The sequence below is a fragment of the Arthrobacter sp. Hiyo1 genome (genome assembly GCF_001263615.2).
Classification (GTDB): domain Bacteria; phylum Actinomycetota; class Actinomycetes; order Actinomycetales; family Micrococcaceae; genus Arthrobacter.
In genome coordinates, this window is the sequence record NZ_DF952473.1 from 65241 (window position 1) to 68505 (window position 3265).

A 3265-nucleotide genomic window follows, 5' to 3' on the forward strand; every position below is an offset into this window, starting at 1 on the left:
ACGAAGTCGCGGGCGCTTCCGGCGTCGAGCGCGTCAGCGTGGGAGTCTCGATCTCAACGTAACCCTGCTGGTGAAGCGCTCGCGGGCCACGCGGTTCGCTTCGGAACGCAGGCGCAGGTTCCGGGCGGGGCCGGGGCGGCGCAGGTCAAGGTAACGGTGCTTGAGTCGCGCTTCTTCACCGACCTCCACGTGCTCGTCGATCTGGAACGGAAGGGGATCCGAAGTGTTGAGGATCACCACTTTCTCGGCGATGACCTCGATCTCGCCGGTGGCGAGGTGCGGGTTCTCGTTGCCCTCGGGACGCTTGCTGACGGTGCCCACGATCTGCAGCACGTATTCATTGCGCAGGCCGTGGAAGACCTCTTCCTCGCGGACAACCACCTGGGCGACACCGGACGCGTCACGCAGATCGACGAAGGCCACGCCACCGTGATCTCGGCGGCGGCCTACCCAGCCAGCCAGGGTGACGGTCTGTCCAATGTGCTCGGAACGCAAGGATCCGAGGTCATGTGTGCGCAGCACAGCATTCCTTTCAACATGATTTTCAGGACCATGACAAAACGATCCCGTTCGAGTTTACCCGTATGAACGAAGCATGGCCCCACCGGGCGCGGCCCGCTCCCGCCCGGGCCCGCGGGCTTTTGCCTTGAGGCGCCGGTTCGTGGCTATCGCGTGGTGATGCGGACGTGGAGATCCTCGGGTGACGGCTCCCAGTTGGCCGGATCCGCGTCGACTTGCTCCCCGGTGCGGATGTCCTTCACTTGGTGCTTGCCGTCGTCGTCCGTGAACCAGACGAAAGGAATGCCGCGTCGGTCGGCGAATTTGATCTGCTTGCCGAACTTCTCGGCCTTCGCCGCAACTTCGGTGGCGATCCCCCGTCCACGCAGCTGGGCCGCCACATCCTGGGCCGCAGACCAGCTGTCGTCGTTGTTCAGCGCCACCAGGACTGCCGTGGGCACCGAGCGCGACGCCGTCGCGAATTCCTGGCTCAGAATCCGGGAGACCAGGCGGGTCACGCCGATCGACAGCCCGACGCCGGGGAACTTGCGGTTGCCCTTGCTGGCGAGGGCGTCGTAGCGGCCGCCGGAGCAAATGGAACCGAGTTGCTCGTGTCCCACCAGGACGGTTTCGACGACCGTACCGGTGTAGTAGTCGAGGCCGCGGGCGATGCTGAGGTCGGCAACAACTTTGCCGGGGCGCGCTGCACAGCAGCTCGATGACTTGTTCCAGCTCGCTGAGGCCCTCTTCAAGAAGCTCGTCCGATACGCCAAGCGCACGCACCTGCGCCACGAAGGACGTGTCCTCGGTGCGGATGCTGGCAAGTTTCAAGGCAAGCGCTGCCTGCTCATCCGTGGCGCCAAGCTCGCTCCTGAGCAATTCGGCAACTTTCACTTCGCCGATCTTCTCGAGCTTGTCGATGCTTCGAAGCACGCCGGCAGTGTCGGTGAGGCCGATACCGCGGTAGAAGCCCTCGGCGAGCTTGCGGTTGTTGATGCGCAGGCGGAAGTCCGGAATGGGAAGGGCGCTCAACGCTTCCGCGATGACGAGGGCGATCTCGACGTCGTAGCGGAAAGGCAGCTCGCCGTCGCCCACGACGTCGATGTCCGCCTGCGTGAACTCGCGGGCCGCGGCCCTCCTGGGGCCGCTCCCCCCGCCACACCTTCTGGATCTGGTAGCGGCGGAACGGGAACGCCAGGTAGCCGGCGTTCTCGACGACATAGCGGGCAAACGGCACCGTGAGGTCGAAGTGGAGCGCCAAGCGTTGGATCTGCCTTGTCCGACTTTCCGCCTTCGCCGCCGTCCTCGTCTTCCTGCAGGCGGCTCAGTCCGTATACCTCTTTGTCTATCTCGCCCTTGCGGAGAAGCTGGCCGACGGTTTCGACAGCGCGCGTCTCGATGGAAGAGAAGCCGTGGAGTTCAAACGTCTTGCGCAACGTGTCCAGCACATGCAGTTCCACCAACCGTTCCTGGGGAAGCCACTCGGGGAATCCGGACAGGGAGGCGGTACGGGCCATGGTGGAAATTTCTCCTCAATGATTGCGCGGGCCGGACCCAGCGCCACGAACCACGGGCCGATTCGGCTCAGGATGGGCTGGCGTCCAGCCAGTCATGCATAAACTATGTGCGGCAGCCAGTTTATGCTTTCGGCGCCTGCACATCTAATGCGGGCGCCCGGGTTCGGCTTGCTTGCGAGGGAAGCTTGTCCAGACAACCAGGAGGACCATTGTCTACAAGGCCGCGGGACAACCGTGAAGCCAAACGGCGCATCAGGCAGATGGAAGCCAAGCGCGAGCTTCGGCGTGCACAGGGCAAGCGCCGCCGCCGGGACAATGTGATCGCGGTCAGCGTGGGTGCCGCCGCCCTGATTGCCGCCGTCGTGCTCCAACTCACGGTGTTCAACTCGAATCCGAGCGAATCGGAGTTCGCAGCGGCCCAAGCCGGGCTGAGTTCGCCGTCCGCCTCTGCCAACCCCTCCGCTTCGGCCGCGGCGACGGGCTCGAATAGCGCCGGCATTCCCAAAGCGGACACGGCCGCAGGTAAGACTTTCACTGGCCAGCTCAGCCTCAATGGAGGGACAGTCGGCGTCGAACTGGATGGCACAACAGCTCCCCAGGCCGCAGCAGTGTTCAAATCCCTCACTGACGCGAGTTATTACAGAGGCCTCAAGTGCCCTCGATTGACTACCGCCGACAATTTCTCGGTGCTGCAGTGCGGAGCCAAGGGGACGGACACCACAGACGACCCCAACTTCCACTGGGGACCACTTGAGAACACCCCGGCGAACAACACCTACCCGGCCGGAACCATCGCCGTCGCCAGGACCGGCAACAACGCCTATGGCAACGGGCACCAGTTCTTCATTGTGTACAAGGACACCGTCATTCCCCCGGACTCCGCCGGCGGGTACACGGTGGTCGGCAAGGTGACGAGCGGCATGGACGTGGTGACGAAGATCGCCCAAGCCGGTATTAATCCGGGGAGCAGCGCCACCGACGGCACCCCTGTGGCAGCTGTCACGATAGACTCGTTTTCTCTGAAGTAACTAGCCCGGACCATCGTCCACGGCGCATTACCTTAGTAATCCCTCCAAGCGAAAGACTTTTAGCGGTGACAGACAGTCAGAAATCCGACGAAACTGCAGTAGTGGCCAACGACGAAGAAACCCAGGCTCCCGTAGCTGAGCAGGCCGGCGTTGCGCCGGTTGCCCCAGCCGAGCTCGCTGCCCCGGCAGAACCCGACGCCCCAGTGGCCGACGCGGCAGAAC

At 63.8% G+C, this 3265-nt stretch carries 1 protein-coding gene and 2 pseudogenes; 1 reads left to right on the top strand and 2 read right to left on the bottom strand.

The features are described 5' to 3' along the window. Together AHiyo1_RS15885 and hisS are read right to left on the bottom strand one after the other, a co-directional pair. Positions 1–522, bottom strand: a pseudogene (locus tag AHiyo1_RS15885) (OB-fold nucleic acid binding domain-containing protein); the annotation flags it as partial. 143 nt (positions 523–665) lie between these two features. Continuing rightward, positions 666–2015: pseudogene (gene hisS / locus AHiyo1_RS15890) on the bottom strand (histidine--tRNA ligase). Positions 2016–2275: 260 nt separating this feature from the next. Here hisS and AHiyo1_RS15895 point away from each other — a divergent pair. Continuing rightward, on the top strand, positions 2276–3043 hold the full coding sequence (locus AHiyo1_RS15895) for a peptidylprolyl isomerase (protein WP_172465623.1): 768 nt from the start codon (positions 2276–2278) through the stop codon (positions 3041–3043). Positions 3044–3265: the final 222 nt, after the last annotated feature.